The organism is Jatrophihabitans lederbergiae (assembly GCF_031845305.1).
Taxonomy (GTDB): domain Bacteria; phylum Actinomycetota; class Actinomycetes; order Mycobacteriales; family Jatrophihabitantaceae; genus Jatrophihabitans_A; species Jatrophihabitans_A lederbergiae.
This window is the reverse complement of the sequence record NZ_JAVREH010000029.1, coordinates 1-19,933: the sequence shown is the minus strand read 5'-3', so window position 1 is coordinate 19,933 and position 19,933 is coordinate 1. Positions and strand designations below refer to the sequence as shown.

The window sequence follows — 19,933 nt, the reverse complement described above, 5'->3', positions numbered from 1 at the left end:
GCTGCTGAGCCGATCGGGCGTCCACAACTGAGCTGGGAGACTCGGACTCGAACCGAGACTGCACGGCTCCAAAGGCCGGCGGGCTGCCGATTACCCCATCTCCCACCGCACGCAGCGACGCCAGCAGGCGCGAGCGCACTCGACCGCGACAGCTTACTCACCACGCCGGTTGAACGGAGTGCAACCCGGGGCTACGCAGGGGTAAGTTACGCTGCCGTAGGTAGACCGAGCGTGCCCTTGGCCGACGCGATAAAACGGTCGTCGAATCGGTCCTTCCAATACCTTCGAGGAGCCTTCATGACCATCCTTGGCCAGCCTCCGAGCGCCGATCCGACCGCCGTGTCCACCCTGCAGTCGGCCCAGCCGGCCGGCAAGCCGATGTACTCCGGCCGCAAGCCTGGCGGCGAGCAGGTCGCGCTGTACATCTTCGTGCTGGTGCCCTTCGCCGCCACGATCGTGGCGGTCCCCCTGGCCTGGGGCTGGGGAATCGGCTGGACCGACGTCATCCTGATGGTCGCCTGGTACCTGGTGTCCAGCCTGGGAATCACCGTCGGCTTCCATCGTTTCTTCACCCACGGCTCGTTCAAGGCCAACCGGGGGCTGAAGATCGCGCTCGCCATCGCGGGCTCGATGGCCATCGAGGGCCCCGTCATCCGCTGGGTCGCCGACCACCGCCGCCACCATGCCTTCTCCGACCGCGAGGGCGACCCGCACTCCCCGTGGCGCTTCGGCAACACTCTCGGCGGCCTGACGAAGGGGTTCTGGTTCGCCCACGTCGGGTGGTTCTTCGACCCCGAGCGCACCAATCAGGAGAAGTACGCCCCGGACCTGCTGGCGGATCCGGACCTGAGGCGGATCGACAGGCTGTTCCCGCTCTGGATCGCCTGTACGCTGCTCGGCCCGGCCGCCATCGGTGGCCTGGCCAGCTGGTCGTGGGCCGGGGCGCTGACCGCCTTTTTCTGGGCCTCTCTCGTCCGGGTGTGCGTGCTGCACCACGTCACCTGGTCGATCAACTCGGTCTGCCACCTGATCGGCGAGCGCCCCTACGCCTCGCGGGACCGGTCAGCCAACTTCTGGCCGCTGGCGATCCTCAGCATGGGGGAGTCCTGGCACAACAGCCACCACGCCGACCCGACCTGCGCCCGGCACGGCGTGGACCGCGGGCAGCTCGACATTTCGGCCCGCACGATCTGGCTGTTCGAGAAGCTGGGCTGGGCCACCGACGTCCGCTGGCCCAAGCGGGAGCGCTTCGACAAGCTGGCCGCCCGCCGGGCCGTCGAGCGCGCCGCCGTCTGAGCTGATCACCTGAGCTCGTCTGAGCTGAGCAGCCCGAGCTCGTCGTCAGGACTGCTCAGGTGACCGCCGCGCGCCGTGCGTAAGCCGGATCGAGGTAACTCTTGGACGCCAGCACGTCGGCGAGCACCGTCATCGCGTCGTGCACGTCGACGTGGCGGAGGTAGAGCGGCGTGAAGCCCAGCCGAAGCAGGTCGGGAGCCCGGAAGTCCCCGATCACGCCACGGCCGATCAGCGCCTGGCACACCTCGTAGGCGTGCTCCATCCGCAGCGACAGCTGGGACCCGCGCCGCTCGTGAGACCGCGGCGTGACGACCTCGACGCCGAGCGCGGCCAATTCCGAATCGGCGAAGGCGATCGCCAGGTCGGTGAGGGCCAGGGACTTGGCGCGGATGCTGTCGAGGCCGCTGGTCAAGCCGCTGCAGAGTTCTGGTTCGGCGAAGACCGCCAGCCCGGCGCCCAGCGCGGCGAGCGAGAGCAGCGGCGGCGTCCCGATCCGGGCCTGTTCGATCGACTCGGCCGGCTGGTAATCCTGGTCCAGCGCGAACGGGGTCCGGTGCCCGTTCCAGCCGGTGAGCGGCAGCTCGGCCCGGGCCTGGTGCCGTTGCGCGAGGTAGATGTAGGCCGGTGCGCCGGGACCGCCATTGAGGTACTTGTACGTGCAGCCCACCGCGAAGTCGGCCTCGATCGCGTCCAGGTGCACCGGCAGGGCGCCGGCCGCGTGGCACAGGTCCCACAGCATCAGGGCGCCGGCCTGATGGACGGCGTTGGTGACAGTGGCGGCGTCGAACAGCTCCCCGGTGCGGTAGTCGACCAGTGAGAACGACGCCACCGCGACCCGCTCGTCCAGGTGCTCGGCAAGCTCGGAGGGCGGGCACCGGATCACCTGCAGCCCGAGCAGCCGACCGACCGAGTCGGCGATGTACTGGTCGGTGGGAAAGTTCGCGCCGTCGGTGAGGATCACCGTCCGGCCCGGCCGCAACCGGCAGGCCGCGACGAGGGCCTGGAAGAGCTGGACGGACGTGGAGTCGCCGCACACCACCTGGCCGGCCGCCGCCCCGATGAGCGCGCCGACCTCGTCGCCCAGCCGGGCGGGCAGCTCCCACCAGCCGTTGACGTTCCACGAGGTGATGAGGTCCTGGCCCCACTGGCGGGTGATGACGTCCTCGATCAGCGGGGTCACCGCGACCGGCGCCGCGCCGAGGGAGTTGCCGTCGAGGTAGATCACACCCGCCGGCAGCTGGAACCTTTGCAGTACGGGGGCCAGCAGGTCCGCGCGGTCGGCCGCCTCGGCGTCGGCCCGGGACGGGGCCGGGAGCGCGACGTCGGTCAGCGCGTCAGAGGACATTGCGAACCTCCCAGAGGTCGACGAACACCGGCACGTCCACGGTGCGCTTGAGCCATGCCAGGCCAGCGGAGCCGCCGGTGCCCGGCTTGGCCCCGAGGATCCGGCGCACCGACAGGTAGTGCGTGAACCGCCAGCTGGAGTGCCGCTCGGCGATGGCGGTCAGCACGTCCGCCAGCGTAGCCAGCCGCGCGGCGTCACTATCTTCGCAGCGGCCGTTCGAGCGGCTGTCGGAGCGTCCCTCCGAGCGGTTGTCCGACCGTTCGTACACCAGCCGCCAGGCCTCGACGACGCCGGCGTGCGGCTCCGTCCACGGCTCACGCACGTCGCGTGCGAGCACCTCGGCCGGCACGGGCAGCCCGCGCCGAGCGAGGAACGCCAGCGCCGCGTCATAGATCGACGGCCCGTCGTAGGCCGCCTGCAGCCGGGCGTGCACGGCTGGCATCCCCGCGTGCGGGCTGAGCATCCGCTGGTTCTTGGCACCGATGAGGAACTCCATCTGGCGGTAGCTGAAGGACTGGAAACCCGACGCCTTACCGAGCGATTCGCGGAACCGGTTGTACTGCACCGCCGACATGACCGACAGCAGATCCCACGACCTGATAAGGCAATCCTGCGTCACGACGGAGCGTCGCAGCGCGGCCAGCGCCTCGTCGAGATCGTCCTCGGCCAGCCGTGCCAGAGCCAGCTGCCACTCGTGCAGCAGCAGGTTGAAGTGCAGCTCCATGATCTGGGTCGCCACGATGAAGGTGACCTCGAGGGGCTCTGCGGTGACCGGGTGGATCAACTCGGTGAGCACGTCGGAGTCGGTGTACTCGACGTAGGGCGTGCGTCCGCCGGGGGCGAGGTCGGGAGCGTCGGAGTCGTCAGCGGGATTGGTGCGGGGTGCGCTCAGCGGGGCGGCGGTCATGGCTCAATGATCGCAACGGCGGGGTTCGCAGGGAATCGCGCCCACCACCAGCACGCGCTCATCGGCTTGGTGGGCGCAAGGCGTTATGACACAAGCGCTTTATGGACGTAAGGTCTGACCGTGGACGGAACCGACTGGCGGATTCTCGCCGAACTGCAGCAGGACGCCCGGCTGTCGCAGAACGAGATCTCGCGGCGGGTGAACCTGTCCGCACCGGCCGTGGCCGAGCGCATCCGCCGGTTGACCGACACCGGCGTGATCCAGGCGTACCAGGCTCGGGTCGACCCGGCGGCGCTCGGCAGGGGAGTCCAGGCGTTCGTTCAGCTCGACTGCTACGGGGCCAAGTGCATCCTCAAGGACCCGAGCGTCCATGACTGGCCGGAGGTTCTGGAAGTGCACCGGGTCACCGGCGACGCCTGCACCGTGCTGAAGATCGCGGTCGCGGACATGGCGCAGTTCCAGGACCTGATCGACCGGCTGGCCCGCTACGGCAAGCCGACCTCGTCACTGGTGCTGTCCAGCCCGCTGCCCTGGAAGCCGGTGCGGCCGTTGCGGTGATCGCCGTGCCGGAAGAATATCGCCGTGCTGGAACAATGCTTGGAGTGACCGACAGCGAAGCCAGGCCCCGGGTCCGGATGACCGGCAAGGAACGCCGCGAGCAACTGCTGGACGTCGGGCGGGCGCTCTTCGCGGAGAAGGGCTTCGAGGTGACCTCCATCGAAGAGGTCGCGGCGCGGGCCGGTGTCAGCAAACCGGTCGTGTACGAGCACTTCGGCGGCAAGGAGGGGCTGTACGCCGTGGTGGTGGACCGGGCGATGCGCAGCCTGCTCGATGCCGTCATCTCTGCCCTGACCGGGAACAACCCGCGCGCGCTGGTCGAGCAGGCCACCCTCGCGCTGCTCACCTACATCGAGGAAGAGACGGACGGCTTCCGGATCCTGGTGCGCGACTCGCCGGTGGCCACCAGCACCGGCACCTTCTCATCCTTGCTCAACGACATCGCCAGCCAGGTCGAGTACGTCCTGCGGCAGGAGTTCAGCGCCCGGCACTTCAACGCCGACCTCGCCGGCATGTACTCCCAGATGCTGGTGGGAATGGTGGCGCTGACCGGGCAGTGGTGGCTCGAGGTACGCCAGCCCAGCCGCGAGGAGGTCGCCGCGCACCTGGTCAACCTCGGGTGGAACGGGCTGCGCGGTCTGGTCGCCGAGCCCACCCTCGAACTCGGGTCGTGAGCGGCGCATCTCTCCCGGGAGCTGTCACACCTTGTCGGAGGAGTTGTCACACCTCCTCCGACAGCTCCAGCCAGTTCTGCTCGGCCGCCTCCTTCGCCGCCAGCAGCATGCGCAGCTCGGCGTCCAGTTCGCTGATCTTGGTGTAGTCCGTCGCGTTCTTCGCGAGCGCGTCGTGCAGCTGGGCCTCGCGCTTGTCCAGGCGGGAGATCTCGCGCTCGAGCCGGGACATCTCCTTGCGGGCGGCGCGCGGATCGCTCTTGCGTCCCGGCTTGGCGTCGCTGCCCAGCGCCGGAGCCGGCTTCGCGGCCCGCAGCTCGGCAGCCCGGCGCTGCAGGTACTCATCGATCCCACCCGGCAGCGCGGCGATGGAGCCGTCCCCGAGCAGGGCGACGGTCGAGTCGCAGATCCGTTCCACCAGGTACCGGTCGTGGCTCACCACCACCAGCGTTCCGGGCCACGAGTCGAGCAGGTCCTCCAGCTCGGCGAGGGTGTCGGTGTCCAGGTCGTTGGTCGGCTCGTCCAGCAGCAGGACGTTGGGTTGGGTCAGCAGCAGCCGCAGCAACTGCAGCCGGCGCCGCTCGCCACCGGACAGGTCGCTCACCGGCGTCCACTGGCGCTCGTTCGCGAAGCCGAACCGCTCCGCCAGCTGGGTGGCCGACTGCTCCACCCCGCCGATGACCGCGGTACTGCGAACCTCGGTCACCGCCTCGATGACCCGGAGGTTGACGGGGAGCTCGGTGACGTTCTGCGACAGGTACCCAACGTGGACGGTCTGGCCGATCACCACCTTGCCGGCGTCGGGCTGCAGCTCCCCGGCGAGCAGCCGCAGCAGGTGCGTCTTGCCGGAGCCGTTGACCCCGATCACGCCGATCCGGTCACCGGGGCCGACGTGCCAGGTCGCGTCGGAGAACAGCTGCCGCCGCTCACCGTCCGCACCGACGGACAGGTCCACGTCCTCGACGTCATAGACGGTGCGTCCGAGCCGCTTGGCCGACAGCGCCCGCAGCTCCACCGAGCTGCGCACCGGTGGGACATCGGCGATCAGGGCCTCCGCGGCGTCGATCCGGAACCGGGGCTTGGAGGTGCGCGCCGGAGCGCCCCGCCGCAGCCACGCGAGCTCCTTGCGCATCAGGTTCTGCCGGCGCGCCTCGCTGGCGTTGGCCTGGCGGTCGCGCTCGGCGCGGGCGAGCACGTACGCGGCGTAGCCACCGTCGAAGGCGCGCACACCGGAGTCGATGACCTCCCAGGTCCGGGTGCAGACCGCGTCGAGGAACCACCGGTCGTGGGTCACGGTGAGCAGCGCGCCGCGGCGTCGGCTGAGGTACTCCGCCAGCCAGGTGACGCCCTCGATGTCGAGGTGGTTGGTGGGCTCGTCGAGCACCAGCAGGTCGGCGTCGGTGACCAGGGCGACCGCAAGCGACACTCGCCGGCGCTCGCCTCCCGACATCCGGTCGACGACGGTTTCGAGCCCGAGCGCGGCAAGCCCCAGCCCGGTCAGCACGTCCCGGATCGCGGCATCGCCGGCCCAGACGTGCTCGGCCGCGTCGCCGATGACGAGGTCGCGCACCGTGGCACCGGCCTTCAGCACCCCTGCCTGGTCGACCGTGGCGATCCGCAGGCCGCCGGTGCGGGTCGCCCGTCCGGCGTCCGGCGCCTCGGCTCCGGTGATCATCCGCAGCAGGGTCGACTTGCCGCCACCGTTCCGCCCGACCACCCCGATCTTGTCGGAGTCCCCGATGCCCAGCGACACGCTGTCCAGGACGTTGGTGGTTCCGTAGCTCTTCGAGACGTTTTCGAGGTTGATGAGATTGGCCATCAGGACTTTCCGTCGGCTTTCAGGGTATTCGCCACGTGGGTGGCGGGGAGATCCGCCGTGCGGTCGGCGGCAGGGATAAGTGGTGCGTCAGGTGATTGATTCGACCGGACAGTGAGTTTCGGCCGCGCCGCGCCACCGACCACCGCTCGGGCGAACCGGCAGGTGCCGCTGGCGAGCAGGCCCTGGGCCAGCCGCTCAGCCGCCTCGCCGTCGGGCGCGAGAAAGGCACAGGTCGGACCGGAGCCGGACACGAGGCCGCCGAGGGCCCCGAGCCTGCGGCCGGCGGCCAGGGTTGCACCGAGGTAGGGAGCGAGCGCCAGCGCGGCCGGCTCCAGGTCGTTGCCCAGCCGGTCGGCGAGCAGGTGCGGATCGCCGGAGCCGAGGGCGGCGATCACCGGCTCCGGACCCCCGACCGCCGGTGAGCCGGTGCCGGCCGCGCGCTGCCGGTCGAGCTCGGCGTAGACCTGGGGCGTGGACAGGCCGCCCGATGCCGCCGCGAGCACCCAGGAGGACGCGGCCGTCGCCGGGACCGGACGCAACCGCTCGCCGCGACCGGTGCCGAGGGCGCACCCGCCGTGCAGCGCGAAGCTGACATCGCTGCCCAGCTCGGCGGCCAGCGCGTCCCGGGCGGCGGGTTCGACGGTGAGGTTCCACAGCCGCGCACAGGCCAGCAGCGTCGCGGCGGCGTCCGCCGAACCACCGGCCAGGCCGGCGGCGACGGGGATGGCCTTGTCGATCGACAGCCGGACTCGCGGCTCGATGCCGACGTGTTCGGCCAGCAGCACCGCGGCTCGCCAGGCGAGATTGCGTGCGTCCGCGGGGAGGCCGGCACTCTCGGGTCCGGTCAGCCGCACGCTCAGGTCGGTGGCTGGTGATGCGGTGACGGTGTCGTACAGCCCGACGGCGCAGAAGACGGTGCTCAGCTCGTGAAAACCGTCCGGGCGGCGCGGCCCCACGGCGAGCAGCAGATTGATCTTGGCCGGAACCCGAACCGTGACCATGCGCTGAGTTTCCGACACTTCTGTGAGCGTAGTGGTCCGCCGGCTGTGACTCGCGGCGGTAGATGGCACGATCTCGCAGCGCTATTTGGCACTAGAAAGTTGTGTCACTGAGTTGTGTCACTGAGCTTGTGTCGCTGGGGAACCCTGACCGGGACGTCGTGCTACGCGGGTCACGGACGCGCAGTGGGGATCGCTGTATGGTCGCAAGTCACATCAGGAGCTGCATCACCGGCCGAGTGGGGAACGTACGCGCGACTTCGGAGAAGCCGGCGGCAACGAACATCGCCATGGTCCCGGTGTGGCGGTCGGCCCTGGCATCGGGCCCGGGCCGACCGCGCACTTCCCAGGTTGTCCACAACCTCACCCCGCAGCCGCCTCTGTCCACCGACCCGGACGCATCCTCGACGCGCCGCCTTTGACGACATCCCGCGGCGCGACCCGAGGAGAGACCATGACGACCTACACACTGCGGCCCTGCGACTCCACCCTGCAGGCGCTGCCCCGGGCGGCGCCGCTGCAGACCTGCGCCACCCTGCAAGCCGCGATCGACGCCCTGGACGTCGAAACCCTCATCCACGACATCACCGGCCCCCACACCGGGCACGAACTGCTGCAGATCGTCATAACCAGCGACGAAGCACCAGACACACCAGGCGAGGTGCTGGTGTACTACGCCACCTCGGGTGAACCGAAATGAAGCTGCGGCGGTGATCACATACCGCGCCAGCCGCGTGAGGCCCGGTCGAGCACGGCCCAGTAGGCGTCGCGGATCTCGGTCTGCGCCTGGGTCGGCACCTTGGCAAGAACGTTTCTGGATCGGTGGATCAGGCAGCGTTGCCGCAGGGAGCGGGGCAGGGTGGCCTCGACCGCGGCGAGCAGTTCGGCGGCGCCGTCGGAGGCGACCCGCAGCCCGCGGCCAGTGAGTTCGTCGAGGAAGTCGGCCCAGGCGTCGGTGGACTCGCTGCCGCCAGCGGCCAGGGCGAGGAACACCGGTGCGCCGGTGGTGGTGATGCCCCACCCGGCCAGTACCGGCTCGGCGCGGGCGCCGGGGTGCATCTTGAACATGGAGGCGTCCAGGAACAGGTAGTCCAGCTCCAGGCCGTCCAGCCGCCGGGCCGTCCAGGCGCTGAACTCCTGTGGCGGCAAAGGCTGCACGACCTCGACGTACTGGATATAGCCCCCGCTTCACATGGCGCAACAGCGTGGGCCACGGGTAGTTTGGCGCTAAGGGTTGCACTGTCGGCATTAGCTGCTATGTTCGGGTAGACCTTAATTGCCCATTTTCTCTAGGAGAATCGTATGTCGCAAATCGAGATTTTTTCGACCGATACTGATGATGGTGTGGTTTCAGTGATCCGCAAGGACGGTAGGGATGAGCACAAGCTCCTGCGTCAGATCAGAGTCGGCAATGCCCCGCGCGGCGCGGTGAAGTTCACTGCGGAAGGGCGCGGGTTCGTGTCGAACACGAGCCAGAACACGGTGTCTGAACTGGACCCGGTGTCACTGGAGGAGGTCCGTCGCATCGAGGTTGGTAACGGGCCTCGTGGACTGGGGATCGTTCCAGGTGGCAAGTACCTGCTCGTGTCCAACTCAGGCTCCGACACCGTATCGATCGTCGATCTTGAGCTGAATGTCGAACTCCGCCAGATGGTCGTGGGACGGGATCCACGCCATATGACTGTGACCGGCGACGGCGAGTTTGCCTACGTTTGCGTCTGGGGTGACGGAGCAATCGCGAAGGTCGCAATTGGCGCACTCGCTGCTGGGCGCCCTGAGGATGTGACCCTCGAGCGGCTAATCGATGTTGGCCGCACTGCCCACCCTTACAGCGCCGCGATCGATCCGACGGGCAGGCGCGTCTTCGTCGCCAACACCCAGGCTACCTTTGTCTCGGTCATCGAGATGGCCACCGACGAAGTTGGCCGGATCGAGCTGGGACATCTGGGTGGCCGGGCGATCGCCTTCACAGCTGATGACCGCTATGCCCTCGTCTCTGTGGAGCCCATCTCCGAGGTAGCAGTGATCGATCTGGAAACCTTGCAGGTGACCCGGACAATCCCGGTTGGTCCGGGTCCTCGAGGTCTGACCGTGGATGGGGAAGACGACACTCTCTACATCACGAACTTCGCCCGGGGAATCGTCAGTAGCGCCGGGTCGGGGCGCCCAGACTACGGGCCGAACACCCTCACAGTGGTCGATCTGCGGTCTGCACCGCTGGACAAGCCGACCGGGGAGTTCGGCTACCAGCAGATCGAGGTCGGCTACGGTCCTTGCAGCGTGTCCATCCTCGATGTGGCGTCATTGCCGTCCAGTCGACGCGTGGCGTCCTCTGGAGCGCTTGCCTAGTTCAATTCAGTCTTTTGACGATGGTGCGGCCGACCCGACAGTGCGGGTCGGCCGCACGTTCCTATTGCTGGGAGGCCATTCGAATTGGTGACAGTGCACGTACGCCGCATCCACGACTGGGCAGTACTGCCAAGTAAGCAGCGGGTGGAACGTTCAGCTGTCCACCACGACGCCAGAGTGCTCGCGGACAACTTCCGGTATCACCGCATGATCCGCTACCCGGAGGCGTGCGTGCCGTGGGTGATGGGTCAAGAACTCGGCTGGGTGGTTTGTTCACCCCTTGACATCACCCTGTCGCCGGTCCGCGAGGTACAGATCGCTGCCGGTGACGACCAACTCCAAGAAGCTGGTCGGTTACTCGGCCGAAGCGAGTTCTGGCGCCGTGGCGACGGCTTCATCGCCACGGAGCGTAACGACTGGGCGCGGGCCTACCAGTTCCGCGGCACGGAGGGCGGTTGGGAGGCCATGTTCCTTCCCAACGGCGCAGGCACGGTCGAGTGGCGTCTCGGTTGGGGGATACGCATCCCGGCGGATAGCTTGCTCCTGGTGACCGGTCTAGACGACTCACCGGGCGTCAGGGTGCCGACCGGCGTCATGACCGGCCGGCAGATCAATCGGACCTGGGACGGAGCAGGTTTCAGTCTCGCGATAGAACCGACCGCCGTCGTCACCCTGCACAAAGGTCAGCCGATCGCTCGACTGGTTTTGCTGGGCAGGGACTCCGTCCAAGCATCGATAGAAGAACGTGGTGACGCGTGATAGGCAAGGCTGTGGTCAAGAACCGGCGCGCGGCGGCCCTGCTGGGTGCGCTGTCGCTCAACCGCATCGCGGGCGCGGCATTTCCGGTGGTGCTGGTCGTGTCACTCGCGAATGCACGCGGCTACGGCCCCGCGGCGGCCGTTCAGGGCTTTTGGGTCTTCTCTATGACGGCGACGGCACCGTTTCGGGCGCGGTTGCTTGACCGCATCGGCCGGGAACGGGTGCTCATCCCGCAGGCCACTCTATCCGTAGCGGCCCTGCTCTTTCTTGCCGTCGCGGCGACCTCATCCCATATTCCATGGCCCATTGCGCTGCTCGCTGCGGGCCTCTCCGCGATTGTTAGTCCATCGATCGATGCAGTCGTCAGGACCACATGGCGATCCATCGGTACGGATGACGACGAAGTCAAGGCGCTGCACTCCTTTGACTCGATTCTTGAGGAAGCGGGTTTCCTGCTCGGGCCGTTGTTCGCTTCGGTGCTCATGGTGACAGTTGGGATCAGGCCGGCGGTGTTCCTTGTGTGGGCCGCGGCTGCCGCAGGAATCACGCTCACGCTGTCGTCAAAAGAGGTTCGGTCAGCTCTACACTCCAAGCAAAAGTCGGTCGTGAGCGCCGCCGACACCGCACTGCCACAGGACGTCACCATTGAGCCGGCGCCTCGGCGGATCGTACGAACGCTCGCCGGACCGATCGCGAGTCGGGAGCTCCAAAGGATCGTGGCGCCGCTGATTCTCATGGGTACCGTCTTCGGCATTCTGGCCATCCTGGTACCGGCGATGAGCGCAGCGGCCGGATCGCCGGGCGACGCCGGCTTTGTCCTCGCGTGTATCAGTCTGGGGGGCGTCGTCGGCGCCCTCGTCTACGCCACGATCACGTGGGCAGCCAGTCTTCGCCTTCGTCAAGCCGTCCTCGGTCTCATTTTCGGCACGCCGCTGCTCGCTGGATTTGCCGCTCACCAGCTCTGGCTGCTGGGTGTCCTTCTTGTGGCTGCGGGTTTGGTGGTAACTCCGCTGTACATCAACTCTTACCTCATGATGGATAAGGAGATCCCTGACGATGTGATCCACGAAGCCAACACGTGGGTACCGGTTGGGAACAATGTCGGCTACCTGCTGGGAATTACCCTCGCCGGAGTTGTCATCGGGCGTGGCGAGCACATCGAAGCCGGCTTGCAACTGGTTACTGCGACCGCGGCCGTCTTTGTCGCCTACTCGGTGCTGCAAGTGGTCTGGGCCCGGCAGGCGACACAGACTGCCGCCGGCAGCCCACCCGCTCCCAGTGCCGCCCGGGCGGGCTGAGGCGTGACAGCAACTGCCTGGCGGCACAGCCACGAGCGGCTAACTCGGGATCATGCCGCACACATCGCCATCGCCGCACAGTTTGGCGGTACCGTCCCCGTCGACAGCGCCATCACGTTGCGAAGGCTCGGGCTGCTTCAACTCGATCCTCTTCAGCCGGTTGCGAAGGCGCACAGGCTCACTACTTTGGCGCGGTTGCCTCGGCAGACACGTGTGACTGACATTGATGAGCATCTGTGGTCGGCGGAACGCCCAGCGGCCTTCGAAACATGGGTTCACGCCGCATGCCTGGTGCCCATAGAGGATTGGCCGCTATTTCGACTGGCACGTGACCGTAGTCGGGCTGCGAAGTGGCAACCGCCAAGCTCCGTCCTACGGGAGGTCTTGGCCGTCATCGCGAATCCAGAGGGCGCAGTTATCGGTGACATCGAGAAGGGCGGTACAGCCGGCAAGGGTTGGAATTGGTCCGAACGTAAACGTGCTGTGGAATACCTCCTACGTTGTGGAGACGTCGTCTGCAGCGCTCGCCGCGCGACCAAACGCGTCTACCACCTCGCCGAGCAGCGATTGCCTGGATCGCTGCTAGCGGCTGATCTCAGCGACGTCGAGATCCTTGCTGAGATCACCCGAAAAGCTTTGCACGCTATGGGCATCGCCACAGCTCAAGACATCGCTACCTACTACAACCTCACCAAGAAAGACGTCGCGATCGGGCTCGAAGCCACGAACGCGACACCTATCCACGTCGACGGCTGGGACCAACCAGGATGGGTAACAGCCTCTCCGCACGAGCTAGACGATTCGATTCCCGACCATCCATTACTTATCGGACCCTTCGACAACCTCATTTGGGACCGCCACCGTACACGCCGCGTCTTCGGGTTCGACTACACGTTCGAGGCGTACAAGCCGGTGGCCAAGCGTCAGTACGGCTACTACGTGATGGTTGTTCTGCACCAAGGACGACTCGCAGGTCGGGCCGACCTCAAGCGGCAGAGCGACACCATCGAAGTCCTGGCGGCACAGCCAGAAGAACCGTCCGAGAGCGGAGAGTTCTTTGGAGTGCTGAACCAAGCCCTCGGTCGCCTTCAAGATCAGGTGAACGCCGCTCCAGTAAAACCGAGAATCGGCGACAGTGATGCTCTCGTCGCAGTGGGTTCTTCGCCTCGTCCTGCTGAGCTACGCGGCGACCATCAGCGCTGAAGCGCTTGCCGGCCGCGTCACCCCACATCAGCCCTATCAACTCTTCCTCGACCAAGCACGGCGATGGTCTCCACGGATCTATTCCACCACCGGTGGGTCATAACCCGCCTGGTGAACGCGGGGGCTCGGGGGCGTAATCAGCTCCGCAGCCGTGCTTAGCGCATGATCCTGCACATGTGCTGTTGCACCCCGAGCCCAGGCAAGCTGTACGTGCTCGCGCGACCGACCGCTAGCGACCTCGGCGCTCACAAGCCGGTGAACGCCCGTACCAAAAACGATGGCGGTTACTTGACGCCAGGCTGCACGCCGACACCGGCCGAGGCGGTCCTGGCAGCCTGCTGGTGTGGCGTCGGCCGTTGTTGGTGAGCCGGTGTGGTGGGAGTTCGCGATTCGTGGGGTGATGTTGCGGGGCACGGTGCAGCGCCGCGCTGGATAGAGCGCAGATCCGCTCACACGAGTAGCTGTCAAGCCAGCCACGTCCACCGGGTGACCCTCGACGGCCGTCGCACCGTGATCACGGGCGAACGTGACGGCGGATTCGAGTAGCGCTGACGCGACGCCTGATCGCCGGTGGCGGCTGTCGATTGCGAAGCATGTCACCCACCAGGCGCCGGGATCATCGATGAGCACCTTGCCAGGCCCCTGTTTCCCCTGACCCCCGGAAAGCCAGAACGGGGACCGACTCGGGTCCAACCCACAGGCTGATTACCGACGTAAGCGATCAGACCCGGAGCGGTCGGGGCATGAGTTATCTCCTGCCGCAGCGCCTGGCGGTGGTCCGGTGTCCGGTTAGACGACGAGGGCTCGTCAGTTCCCGAGCTGAGGAAGAGCCGACACCAACACCACGAAGGATCATTGCCGCGTCGCCCGAACACCGTGACGAGGTCATCCCATCGATCCGCCGTCGCCGGCCGCACCTGTACGGACATAACCCGACCCTGATTAGTCGCGACCGAGTGTGGTGCAAATGCAGGCGCGGTTGCCGTCGGGGTCGGAGAGCACGGTGAAGGATGGCGCCGCAGAGTCGTCGGCGATGGACCCGCCGGCAGCCACGGCCGCCGCGATCCGTTCGTCGGCCACGTCGGGGGCGAGCCAAAGGTCGAAGTGCCAGCGCTGGCGGGGAGTCTCGTGGTCTTCAGTGCCCTGAAACCACAGGCCAGGGACCCGGCCGGTGGGGTCGAAGACCGAGTCGTAGATCTTGTTGTCCGGGCTACCGGTGAGCAGGACCGACCAGAAGGGGGCGACGCTGTCCTCGTGCGCGGTGTCGAGCGCGATCTCGAGCTGGGTCACTGCGGTGGGCTCGGGATCGAGCCCGCTCTCGCGGGCGATCTCGCTGATCGTCCGGGCCATGTCGATGTCCTTCTGGGTGACCCATAGGCCGTCCTCATGGGTGCACAGCGAGACGTCGATGACGCCGTGGGTCAGTTTCAGGTCGGGGTGGTGACCGCCGGCCTCGGCGACCTGTGCCACCTCGGCGACGAACGCCGCTGCCGTGATGTAGTCCGGGATCGAGTAGCGCGCGTGCAGTGCCTGGGCCAGCTTGCGCCAGTCGGCAAGCCCTGCATCGAGGATCTGTTGGTTGCTGAGTCTGTCCACGGCTCGACTGTGCCACGAGGGACTGACAGCCGGGCCCGGCTGCCGGAATGTCCGCTCATCTTGTCGCGGTGGCTTTGAAGAAGGTGTAGCAGAACACACCGTCGGGTTCGGTGGTTCGTTCGAGGTCTCGGATCCCGGTGTCGAAGCGGTCGGCGTCGATGAGCCCGGCGGCGATGGCGGGCTCGCGGACGCCGGCGATCATGGCGGTGAAGGTCTTGCGGATGAACCCGTCGACGAGGTCGGGCCGAGTGGCGTCGACGTAGACCATGCGGGGAGAGACCGTCACGTCGTGGCAGCCGGCTTCGGCCAGCAGTGGGTACAGACGCCGGCCGATCAAGGCGTCCCCCTTGGCGTGGCGCTGCAGCGTGATCTGGCAGTCGATCGTGTCTTGGGCGGCGTCGCTGTCGGGGTGGAAGTAGGTCGAGCCGTGATCTCCCTCGATGACGGTGAGGCTGCCGCCGGGCTTGAGCATGCTGCGCAGCCGCGTGAGGGCCTCGACGGGTCGGGGCAGATGTTCGAGGAGGAAGCACACGAAGACGTGATCGAACATCTCAGCAGCCAGGGCACCATCGTGGTGGGGCAGGGCGAACACGTCGGCCGATGCGAAGGTGACGGTATCGATGCCCGCAGCTGCTATGCGCTTCTTGGCCTCGGCAAGGGAGTCAGTCGAGATGTCGACGGAGGTGATCCGTGCGCCGGGGCTGCGTCCGGCGAGAGTAACGGTCTGCGCACCGACTCCGCAGCCGACTTCAAGCACCGTGCTGCCGGGCGGGTAGCCGGTGTCGCCGTGCAGCAGCTCGACAAGTGTGCCGGCCTGGTCGTGCAAGCGTAGGTTCTCCTCGGGCCGATAGCCGTGGACGTACTGCTCGAACATCATCATCGTCTCAATCACCTTCATCAGTAGTTGCGCGTCCGTGCCGCTCTCGCCGTGGTTGGCCGGGTCGGTGCCCTCCAGACCGGCGAGGGCGCTGGCCAGGCGATCCCGTAGGCCGCCGCGGCGACGCAGGTCTTCGTCGAGTTCGGCGAGGTGCGCCCGTAGCGTCGAGGAGGGGTCGGGATCCTGCTCCTCCAACAGCGTCGCGACCTGCCGCAGGCTCAAGCCCGTGCGGCGAAGAGCGAGCGCCCGATACAAGCGGGTGACCTCGGCTGCCCCGTAGCGACGGTGGCCGCTGGCTGTGCGGGCGGGCGTGACGAGTCCCAGCTGCTCCCAATGCCGCAGCACTCGCACGGATAGGCCGGTTGCCCGAGACAGTTCGCCCACGCTCCATGACGCGGCAGGTCGTGGTCTCGGGGCGGCACACATGCAGCGAACGTTAGGGCCTGACACCGTGTCAGGTGCAAGCCCGAAGGGACGAGCAGTTCGGATCCGCTCCCTTACCCGCCCATTTCGGTGGCGGATCCTGCTGGACCGGGCGTCTGCCAGCCGAGCGCGGAGTCCCGTAGACGATCGGTCAGAGGGGACGGACTTGACGGGAACCGCGCGACCGCCTGCACTTGAGGCATGAACAATGCTCCAGATCTCGATCAGCGTGACCCGCTCCCACTGGCCTGCACGCTGGGACCAGCGGACGGGCCAACACGGCTGCTCCGCTGGCAGCGCCTGCACGAGACGGCAGCCGCGGTCGCTCGGAGGCACCGGACGCGGTCGAACCCATCGCCGTGATGTTCAACGCCGCCATTTCAAGCAAACGCCGTCCCAGTAGGTGAGCGTCGACGGGCGGAAAACCGAGGACTCAGCGTGCGGGCGAAACCGCGCAACAGACAAGCTGGCCGCGGAGCTGCCTTACCTCGCTGCCGCCGCGCAGAACGGCAGGACTCGCGACCACAGCAGCTCGGTGGACCGCTGGTCATACTCGGCCGGCATCGAGGAGTCGGTGAACAGGTGTCCCGCCCCGGGATAGTCGAAGATCTCGACAGCCGCACCCGCCGACTTCACCTGCGCGACCACGGCATCGATCCACTCCTGATTTCGGAACGGGTCTGCCGTTGTGTAGTGGATCTGGGCCGGCACTCCCGCTGGCCAGGCGTCGACTCCGATCATGCCCAGGGCAAGGGCGCCAGACAGCATCAGGACCCCGCCCACCGGACGCACCGTGGCGACGAACTCAGCCATGCCGCCACCGTTGGAGAACCCCGCGGCGATGAACCCGTCGGGCAGACCCTCCACGGCCTGCGCAGCACGCTGCATCAGCGCGGGGTAACCGATCGCTTGGGCGAACCGGTTGGCTTCGTCGTAGTCGTCGAAGACCTGACCGTCGTACTGATCCACAACCAGCACCTCGTGGTCAGCGGCTCGTAAGCGAGCAGCGCCTTCAGTCACGCCAGGTCGGACGCCGAGCACCGAGTGGAACAACGCGATGTCAGTCATACGCCACAGTCTGCCCTTCGAGGCCGACAGTGTTGCCAGGCCGCAGTTACAGGACGGAGAAGGCGTCAAGCGCCATGCGTCCAGCCAGGAGCCTGGCAACACGACTTCGGCCAACGCCGGTCGCTATCCGAACAGGTATGCCCCGCGCCGGTTCGAGCATGACTCGGACCGCCGTCGGGACCCGATTTCGCTGGGAGAATAGTGCCTTGTAGGATCAACGGGTTGCCTCGGCGAGGGAGCCCGCGAGTCACTGTCAAGTGCCTCGCAGGGGCCCGTTATCGACGCGGTGCTTGCCGGCGCTGTGTTGACTGCTGTGCTCGCGCACCACTCTTGCACCACAGTGGTGAGGCGGGCGCTGTGTCGAGACCGGTGCGTTGGGGCAACACCGCGCAGACAACCGCATACGACTTGAGTCGGACCACTGGTCCGCCGCCGGTCCCCACTCAGCAACGTTAACCAGTATCAAGGAGCGCCCCCGTGTCCGAAGTTCGTTTAGACGCCGAAGTACGCACCGAGTTCGGCAAGGGTGGCGCTCGTCGTACCCGTCGTGCGGGCAAGATCCCCGCGGTCATCTACGGCCACGGCGCGGACCCGCGCCACGTCTCGCTGCCGGCCCGTGAGTTCACCCTCGCGATTCGCCGGGGTGGCTCCAACGTCCTGCTGACCCTCGCCCTCGAGGGTGAAGACCAGCTGACCATTCCCAAGGCCATCCAACGCGACCCGATCAGGGGCGACTTCGAGCACGTCGACCTGCTTGCGGTGCGCCTCGGCGAGAAGGTCACCATCGACGTTCCCCTCGTTCTCACCGGCGAGATCGCTCCCGGTGGCCTGCTCGCGCAGGACGCCACCTCGGTCACGGTCGAGGCCGAGGCCACCCACCTGCCCACCGAGATCGAGATCTCGATCGAGGGCATGGAGGTCGGCAGCAGTGTCTCCGCCAAGGACCTGACCCTGGCAGCCGGGACGACCCTGGTCACCGACCCCGAGACGCTGCTGGTTGCCGTCGGTGCCGCTCCGACCGCCGAGGACCTGGAGGCCGAGACGGCCGAAGCGGTCGAGGAGCTCGGAATCGTCGAGGACAAGCCCACCGAGACCACCGAGTAGGGACGGACACCCGTTGTCCGCCGCACGCAGCTAACGGCGAAAGGGCCCGGATCAGCTCATGCCGGACGAACGATTTCTCATCGTCGGCCTGGGCAATCCGGGCCCTCGCTATGCCGGGACGAGGCACAACGCCGGCTTCTTCGTGGTGGAGGAACTTGCCCGCCGGACAGGTGGCTCGTTCAAGGCACACAAGGGCCGCGCCGACGTGGTCGAGGGGCGCCTCGCCGGTGAGTCGGTGATCCTGGCCAAGCCCAAGTCGTACATGAACGAGTCCGGCGGCCCGATCGTCGCTGTCAGCCGGTTCTACAAGATCCCGGTCGAGCGGATCGTGCTCGTGCACGACGAGCTGGACCTGCCCTATGGAGCCCTGCGGCTCAAGCGCGGTGGCGGCGAGGGCGGCCACAACGGCCTGAAGTCGACCACCGCGGCGCTCGGATCGAAGGAGTACGCCCGGGTGCGCTTCGGCATCGGGCGTCCCCCCGGCCGCCAGGACCCGGCCGACTACGTGCTGCGCGAGTTCGCAGCGGCTGAGCGCAAAGAGCTGGCATTCTTCGTCGACCGCGCGGCGGACGCGGCCGAAGCAATTATCGCCAAGGGCCTCGACGCCGCCCAAAATGAGTTCAACTCATAGCCGTGCTGAACAACTCATAGCTGTGCCGAACAGTCGGGAGTGTCGGATGAAGGTGCAACCTGTGGTGATCAGCCTTCCGATCGCGGACCGGCGGACGTCCTATGACTTCTACCGGACGGCGTTGGAGTTCTCGCCGATCGGTGAACTGACCGACGACGGCGTGCCCGAGCCGCTGCAGTTCGAGCTGAACGGCGGCCTCCGGCTGATGCTCGTTCCCCGCGGTGGCTTCGGGTGGACGATCGGCAATGGGCAGGTCGCGACGGCCTGAACCCGCTGCCGCGACCGTCCAAATCAGTCGCTGCGGCAGCCGTCCAATTGTCGCTGCCGTGACAGGTCAACGGTGGTCCGGTATACCTCTACCAAGTGGTCCGGTAAGCAGTGCTGTTGTTGGTACGGGGATGGTCAGGGGTGTTGCCCCGAGGAGAAGTCATGCGCGGATTCCTGAAGTCATTCATGGTCGCGGTGCTGGGAGCCGTGGTGGGCGGGATCGGTGTGACGGTGCTCGCCGCCACCGCCGCACCGGTCGCCGCCGCAACGGCTACTCCGCAGCGGGTCATCACCGTCCAGGCGACCAGCGCCCAGTCGACAACGGCTCGGCTCGACCTCTGGCAAACCTCCGGCCGCGGTGGCTACTGGCACGCGGCCGGCCCCTACACCGCCTATGTCGGTGAGCTCGGCATCGGCCACGCCAGCGAAGGCAGCGCGCACACCCCGGCCGGCGTGTTCACCCTCACCCAGGCGTTCGGCAACCAGCCGAACAACGGCACCACCCTGCCGTACTTCCGGGCCGGCCCCTCGGACTGGTGGGACGGCGAGTCCGGCACCCCGGCGTACAACACCCACGTCCGGCAGGCGGCGTCCCCCGGCGGCGCAAGCGAGAACCTCTACACCGCCGGTGCCGTCTACGGGCCTTCGCCCCGAAAAGTGGACACGCGATTTGATTGTTATGCGGCCGGTCGTAGCGTAGCCGCGGTGGTGGTGTTCTCGTAGGTGATCGGGCTGCGGTAGCCGCAGGCGGAGTGCCGGCGGCG

At 67.3% G+C, this 19,933-nt stretch carries 20 protein-coding genes, 1 tRNA gene and 1 pseudogene; 12 read left to right on the top strand and 10 right to left on the bottom strand.

Translation table 11 applies throughout. The features are described from left to right. Window positions 1-32 precede the first annotated feature (32 nt). Window positions 33-105: transfer RNA gene (locus RM423_RS17210), tRNA-Gln, on the bottom strand. 273 nt (window positions 106-378) lie between these two features. Between RM423_RS17210 and RM423_RS17205 the strand changes: the two genes are divergently transcribed. Next, window positions 379-1,296, top strand: coding sequence for an acyl-CoA desaturase (locus RM423_RS17205; RefSeq protein ID WP_396327764.1), 918 nt, complete (start codon window positions 379-381; stop codon window positions 1,294-1,296). Window positions 1,297-1,351: 55 nt separating this feature from the next. Here RM423_RS17205 and kynU read toward each other — a convergent pair whose 3' ends face one another. Then, complete coding sequence (gene kynU, locus RM423_RS17200) at window positions 1,352-2,641, bottom strand: kynureninase (protein ID WP_311424276.1); 1,290 nt, start codon at window positions 2,639-2,641, stop codon at window positions 1,352-1,354. Then, window positions 2,631-3,548 carry a tryptophan 2,3-dioxygenase gene (locus RM423_RS17195; protein ID WP_311424275.1) on the bottom strand — a complete coding sequence of 306 codons (918 nt, stop codon included), beginning with the start codon at window positions 3,546-3,548 and terminating at the stop codon, window positions 2,631-2,633. The genes kynU and RM423_RS17195 overlap by 11 nt, the downstream gene beginning before the upstream one ends. A gap of 120 nt (window positions 3,549-3,668) precedes the next feature. Between RM423_RS17195 and RM423_RS17190 the strand changes: the two genes are divergently transcribed. Both RM423_RS17190 and RM423_RS17185 read left to right on the top strand, forming a co-directional pair. Continuing rightward, window positions 3,669-4,106, top strand: a complete 438-nt coding sequence (locus RM423_RS17190) for an Lrp/AsnC family transcriptional regulator (RefSeq protein WP_311424274.1) — start codon at window positions 3,669-3,671, stop codon at window positions 4,104-4,106. A 35-nt stretch (window positions 4,107-4,141) separates the two neighbouring features. Beyond that, the gene (locus RM423_RS17185) at window positions 4,142-4,780 is read left to right on the top strand and encodes a TetR family transcriptional regulator (protein WP_396327762.1); all 639 of its coding nucleotides are present in this window, start codon (window positions 4,142-4,144) and stop codon (window positions 4,778-4,780) included. A 46-nt stretch (window positions 4,781-4,826) separates the two neighbouring features. Here RM423_RS17185 and RM423_RS17180 read toward each other — a convergent pair whose 3' ends face one another. Then, window positions 4,827-6,596 (bottom strand): ABC-F family ATP-binding cassette domain-containing protein, encoded by a 1,770-nt coding sequence (locus RM423_RS17180; RefSeq protein ID WP_311424272.1) that lies wholly within the window; start codon window positions 6,594-6,596, stop codon window positions 4,827-4,829. Beyond that, window positions 6,596-7,615, bottom strand: coding sequence for a 4-(cytidine 5'-diphospho)-2-C-methyl-D-erythritol kinase (locus RM423_RS17175; RefSeq protein WP_311424271.1), 1,020 nt, complete (start codon window positions 7,613-7,615; stop codon window positions 6,596-6,598). The genes RM423_RS17180 and RM423_RS17175 overlap by 1 nt, the downstream gene beginning before the upstream one ends. 433 nt (window positions 7,616-8,048) lie before the next feature. Between RM423_RS17175 and RM423_RS17170 the strand changes: the two genes are divergently transcribed. Continuing rightward, window positions 8,049-8,294 (top strand): hypothetical protein, encoded by a 246-nt coding sequence (locus RM423_RS17170; RefSeq protein WP_311424270.1) that lies wholly within the window; start codon window positions 8,049-8,051, stop codon window positions 8,292-8,294. 44 nt (window positions 8,295-8,338) lie between these two features. Here the strand turns inward: RM423_RS17170 and RM423_RS17165 are convergent. Beyond that, a pseudogene (locus RM423_RS17165) lies at window positions 8,339-8,731 on the bottom strand (transposase); the annotation flags it as partial. A gap of 165 nt (window positions 8,732-8,896) precedes the next feature. Between RM423_RS17165 and RM423_RS17160 the strand changes: the two are divergent. From RM423_RS17160 to RM423_RS17145, 4 genes are all read left to right on the top strand, one after another. Then, a complete protein-coding gene (locus RM423_RS17160) occupies window positions 8,897-9,943 on the top strand; it encodes a YncE family protein (RefSeq protein WP_311424268.1) in 1,047 nt (348 codons plus the stop codon). 144 nt (window positions 9,944-10,087) lie between these two features. Next, a complete protein-coding gene (locus RM423_RS17155; protein WP_311424267.1) occupies window positions 10,088-10,702 on the top strand; it encodes a hypothetical protein in 615 nt (204 codons plus the stop codon). Further along, the gene (locus tag RM423_RS17150; protein WP_311424266.1) at window positions 10,699-12,000 is read left to right on the top strand and encodes an MFS transporter; all 1,302 of its coding nucleotides are present in this window, start codon (window positions 10,699-10,701) and stop codon (window positions 11,998-12,000) included. The genes RM423_RS17155 and RM423_RS17150 overlap by 4 nt, the downstream gene beginning before the upstream one ends. Before the next feature lie 3 nt (window positions 12,001-12,003). Further along, window positions 12,004-13,203 carry a DNA glycosylase AlkZ-like family protein gene (locus RM423_RS17145; RefSeq protein WP_311424265.1) on the top strand — a complete coding sequence of 400 codons (1,200 nt, stop codon included), beginning with the start codon at window positions 12,004-12,006 and terminating at the stop codon, window positions 13,201-13,203. Between the two features lie 78 nt (window positions 13,204-13,281). Here RM423_RS17145 and RM423_RS25725 read toward each other — a convergent pair whose 3' ends face one another. From RM423_RS25725 to RM423_RS17130, 4 genes are all read right to left on the bottom strand, one after another. Beyond that, window positions 13,282-13,833, bottom strand: a complete 552-nt coding sequence (locus tag RM423_RS25725) for a GNAT family N-acetyltransferase (protein WP_396327761.1) — start codon at window positions 13,831-13,833, stop codon at window positions 13,282-13,284. Window positions 13,834-14,145: 312 nt separating this feature from the next. Continuing rightward, on the bottom strand, window positions 14,146-14,799 hold the full coding sequence (locus RM423_RS17140; protein ID WP_311424264.1) for a 4a-hydroxytetrahydrobiopterin dehydratase: 654 nt from the start codon (window positions 14,797-14,799) through the stop codon (window positions 14,146-14,148). A gap of 55 nt (window positions 14,800-14,854) precedes the next feature. Then, on the bottom strand, window positions 14,855-16,060 hold the full coding sequence (locus RM423_RS17135) for a methyltransferase domain-containing protein (protein WP_311424263.1): 1,206 nt from the start codon (window positions 16,058-16,060) through the stop codon (window positions 14,855-14,857). A gap of 522 nt (window positions 16,061-16,582) precedes the next feature. Beyond that, complete coding sequence (locus RM423_RS17130; protein WP_311424262.1) at window positions 16,583-17,167, bottom strand: dienelactone hydrolase family protein; 585 nt, start codon at window positions 17,165-17,167, stop codon at window positions 16,583-16,585. A 477-nt stretch (window positions 17,168-17,644) separates the two neighbouring features. On the opposite strand from RM423_RS17130, the gene RM423_RS17125 reads away from it, so the two are divergent. From RM423_RS17125 to RM423_RS17110, 4 genes are all read left to right on the top strand, one after another. Then, complete coding sequence (locus RM423_RS17125; RefSeq protein WP_311424261.1) at window positions 17,645-18,271, top strand: 50S ribosomal protein L25/general stress protein Ctc; 627 nt, start codon at window positions 17,645-17,647, stop codon at window positions 18,269-18,271. Window positions 18,272-18,329: 58 nt separating this feature from the next. Next, entirely contained in the window at window positions 18,330-18,902 is a 573-nt protein-coding gene (gene pth / locus RM423_RS17120) for an aminoacyl-tRNA hydrolase (protein ID WP_311424260.1), read from the top strand. Window positions 18,903-18,948: 46 nt separating this feature from the next. Then, window positions 18,949-19,170 carry a hypothetical protein gene (locus tag RM423_RS17115; RefSeq protein ID WP_311424259.1) on the top strand — a complete coding sequence of 74 codons (222 nt, stop codon included), beginning with the start codon at window positions 18,949-18,951 and terminating at the stop codon, window positions 19,168-19,170. A 161-nt stretch (window positions 19,171-19,331) separates the two neighbouring features. Next, window positions 19,332-19,892, top strand: a complete 561-nt coding sequence (locus tag RM423_RS17110) for a hypothetical protein (RefSeq protein WP_311424258.1) — start codon at window positions 19,332-19,334, stop codon at window positions 19,890-19,892. Window positions 19,893-19,933: the final 41 nt, after the last annotated feature.

What these genes read in the sequence shown, in the direction of transcription:
- RM423_RS17205 (WP_396327764.1), top strand. Translation starts at nt 379, where the DNA reads ATGTACTCCGGCCGCAAGCCTGGCGGCGAGCAGGTCGCGCTGTACATC.
- kynU (WP_311424276.1), bottom strand. Translation starts at nt 2,641, where the DNA reads ATGTCCTCTGACGCGCTGACCGACGTCGCGCTCCCGGCCCCGTCCCGG.
- RM423_RS17195 (WP_311424275.1), bottom strand. Translation starts at nt 3,548, where the DNA reads ATGACCGCCGCCCCGCTGAGCGCACCCCGCACCAATCCCGCTGACGAC.
- RM423_RS17185 (WP_396327762.1), top strand. Translation starts at nt 4,142, where the DNA reads ATGCTTGGAGTGACCGACAGCGAAGCCAGGCCCCGGGTCCGGATGACC.
- RM423_RS17180 (WP_311424272.1), bottom strand. Translation starts at nt 6,596, where the DNA reads ATGGCCAATCTCATCAACCTCGAAAACGTCTCGAAGAGCTACGGAACC.
- RM423_RS17170 (WP_311424270.1), top strand. Translation starts at nt 8,049, where the DNA reads ATGACGACCTACACACTGCGGCCCTGCGACTCCACCCTGCAGGCGCTG.
- RM423_RS17160 (WP_311424268.1), top strand. Translation starts at nt 8,897, where the DNA reads ATGTCGCAAATCGAGATTTTTTCGACCGATACTGATGATGGTGTGGTT.
- RM423_RS17130 (WP_311424262.1), bottom strand. Translation starts at nt 17,167, where the DNA reads ATGACTGACATCGCGTTGTTCCACTCGGTGCTCGGCGTCCGACCTGGC.
- pth (WP_311424260.1), top strand. Translation starts at nt 18,330, where the DNA reads ATGCCGGACGAACGATTTCTCATCGTCGGCCTGGGCAATCCGGGCCCT.
- RM423_RS17115 (WP_311424259.1), top strand. Translation starts at nt 18,949, where the DNA reads ATGAAGGTGCAACCTGTGGTGATCAGCCTTCCGATCGCGGACCGGCGG.
- RM423_RS17110 (WP_311424258.1), top strand. Translation starts at nt 19,332, where the DNA reads ATGCGCGGATTCCTGAAGTCATTCATGGTCGCGGTGCTGGGAGCCGTG.